The organism is Kitasatospora sp. NPDC091257 (genome assembly GCF_044757675.1).
Taxonomy (GTDB): domain Bacteria; phylum Actinomycetota; class Actinomycetes; order Streptomycetales; family Streptomycetaceae; genus Kitasatospora; species Kitasatospora lactacystinica.
Map to the genome: position 1 here is coordinate 1 of NZ_JBIVVI010001209.1, position 2,672 is coordinate 2,672.

A 2,672-nucleotide genomic window follows, 5' to 3' on the forward strand; every position below is an offset into this window, starting at 1 on the left:
GCCTCGATCCCCCGCCCCACCGGCCAGGTCAACATCTCCGTCGCCCGCAAGGACTCCGTCGCCCCCATGGACGCCCACATCGGCCCCAAGCACTGACAGCGACATGTACGACACGGCCACGCGCCAACGGGCGCTCGACCTCCACGCATCCGGACTGACCTTCAGTCAGGTCAGCCGCGCGACCGGAATATCCCGGTCCTCGATCCGCGAGTGGGCTTCCGGTGCCGTCCCCAGCCCGCGCATGACCGCCGAATGCCCGCTCCGTGACGGCCGGCTCGACCCCTCTCGCCCGCCCGCGGACTACGCCTATCTGCTCGGGCTCTACCTCGGCGACGGCTGCATCAGCGAGGGTCGCCGCGAGGTCCACGCCCTTCGCATCGCCTGCTGCGACGCCTGGCCCGGCCTCATCGACGAGTGCGAGCGCGCCGTCTCCGCTGTCATGCCGCACAACAAGGTCAACCGTGTCCACGCGCCGGGCTGCACGAGCGTCGTCAGCACCAGCAAGCACTGGCCCTGTCTCTTCCCCCAGCACGGCCCCGGCCCGAAGCACCTGCGGCCGATCGTCCTCGCGCCCTGGCAGCAGGCGATCGTCGACGCCCACCCGTGGGAGTTCCTGCGGGGCCTGATCCACTCCGACGGCTGCCGCATCACCAACTGGACGACCCGCACGGTCGGTGGCGTCACAAAGCGCTACGAGTACCCCCGGTACTTCTTCACCAACACGTCGGCCGACATCATCGGCCTCTTCACCGCCACCCTCGACGCCGTCGGCGTCCAGTGGAAGGCCTCGATCCCCCGCCCCACCGGCCAGGTCAACATCTCCGTCGCCCGCAAGGACTCCGTCGCCCTCATGGACGCCCACATCGGCCCCAAGCACTGACAGCGGCGCGGCCCCGGGAGGGCCGCGCCGCCGGGCAGTCACTCAGGCGTCCAGCGTCCCCACGTGGTGGACGCGGACGAGGTTGGTGGAGCCGGCCAGGCCGGGAGGCGAACCCGCCGTGATGACGACGATGTCGCCCTTCTGGCAGCGGCCGAGCGACAGGAGTGCCGCGTCGACCTGTTCGACCATCTGGTCGGTGGTCGGGGCGAACGGGCCGAGGAAGGTCTCCACGCCCCAGGTGAGGGCGAGTTGGCTGCGTACGGCCGGTTCGTAGGTGAAGGCGAGCACCGGGATGGGCGAGCGGTAGCGGGTGAGCCGGCGGGCGGTGTCGCCGGACTGGGTGAAGGCGATCAGGTACTTGGCGTGCAGGAAGTCGCCGATCTCGGCGGCCGCGCGGGCGACGGCGCCGCCCTGGGTCCGCGGCTTGCTGCCGGTGGTGAGCGGCGGGAGGCCCGCGGCCAGGATGTCGTTCTCGGCGGCCTCGACGATCCGGGCCATGGTCTTGACGGTCTCGACCGGGTACTTGCCGACCGAGGTCTCCCCGGAGAGCATCACCGCGTCCGTCCCGTCCAGGACGGCGTTGGCGACGTCGGAGGCCTCGGCGCGGGTCGGCCGGGAGGTGTTGATCATCGAGTCGAGCATCTGGGTCGCGACGATGACCGGCTTGGCGTTGCGGCGGGCGAGCTTGATGGCGCGCTTCTGGACCAGCGGGACCTGTTCGAGGGGCATCTCCACGCCCAGGTCGCCGCGGGCCACCATGATCCCGTCGAAGGCGTCGACGACGGACTCCAGGTTCTCCACCGCCTGCGGCTTCTCGATCTTGGCGATGACCGGGACCCGGCGTCCCTCCTCCGCCATGATCCGGTGGACGTCCTCGACGTCCCGCCCGCTGCGGACGAAGGAGAGCGCGATGAGGTCGGCCCCGGTGCGCAGCGCCCACCGCAGGTCGGCGACGTCCTTGTCGCTGAGTGCGGGGACGGAGACGGCGACGCCGGGGAGGTTGAGGCCCTTGTGGTCGGAGACCAGGCCGCCTTCGATGACCAGGCAGCGCACGTGCGGCCCGTCGACGGCGACGACCTCCAGGGTGACCCGGCCGTCGTCGACCAGGATGCGCTCGCCGCGGCTGACGTCCCCGGCGAGCCCGGAGTAGGTGGTTCCGCAGCGGTCCTTGTCCCCCACGACGCCGTTGTCGGTGGAGATGGTGAACTCGTCGCCGCGTTCGAGAAGTACGGGTCCGTGGGCGAAGGTGTCGAGCCGGATCTTCGGGCCTTGAAGGTCGACGAGGATGCCGACGCTGCGGCCGGTCTCGTCGGCGGCCTTGCGGACGCGGCGGTAGCGTTCCTCGTGCTCGGTGTGCGAGCCGTGACTGAGGTTCAGTCGGGCGATGTCCATCCCGGCGTCGACCAGGGACTTGATCTGGTCGTACGAGTCGGTGGCGGGCCCGAGGGTACAGACGATTTTTGCTCGGCGCATAGTGCTGAGACTAGGCATTACCGGCGCGTAACCACGACGCGGGTCCGGACTGCGGGATGACCTTTGCGGTAAGGCGAGTTGAACAATCTGACACATCCTCGGACCGCTGTGCGAGCGCCCCGCTCCACGTCGCTGCCGCGCGCCGCCCGTACGCCTCCCGCGCCGCCCGCGCCGCCTGCCGATGCGATTCCGTGAAGGGGTGTTCACCTCTGGTTCACCGCCGCTTCCGCCGCCGCTCCCCCAGCGACAGCACCGACTGGCGCACCGTGTTCACAGAGGGCCGCCTCACCACCCAGATGAAACTCAAGGACCAGTACAC

2 protein-coding genes are annotated in these 2,672 nt (G+C 70.2%); one reads left to right on the forward strand and one right to left on the reverse strand.

Annotated features, from left to right (window positions below):
- Positions 1 to 103 precede the first annotated feature (103 nt).
- Positions 104 to 880 (forward strand): helix-turn-helix domain-containing protein, encoded by a 777-nt coding sequence (locus tag ACIQOV_RS36355; protein WP_401055082.1) that lies wholly within the window; start codon positions 104 to 106, stop codon positions 878 to 880.
- 42 nt (positions 881 to 922) lie between these two features.
- On the opposite strand, the gene pyk is transcribed toward ACIQOV_RS36355, so the two are convergent.
- On the reverse strand, positions 923 to 2,353 hold the full coding sequence (gene pyk / locus ACIQOV_RS36360; protein ID WP_380632655.1) for a pyruvate kinase: 1,431 nt from the start codon (positions 2,351 to 2,353) through the stop codon (positions 923 to 925).
- Positions 2,354 to 2,672: the final 319 nt, after the last annotated feature.

What these genes read in the sequence shown, in the direction of transcription:
- ACIQOV_RS36355 (WP_401055082.1), top strand. Translation starts at nt 104, where the DNA reads ATGTACGACACGGCCACGCGCCAACGGGCGCTCGACCTCCACGCATCC.
- pyk (WP_380632655.1), bottom strand. Translation starts at nt 2,353, where the DNA reads ATGCGCCGAGCAAAAATCGTCTGTACCCTCGGGCCCGCCACCGACTCG.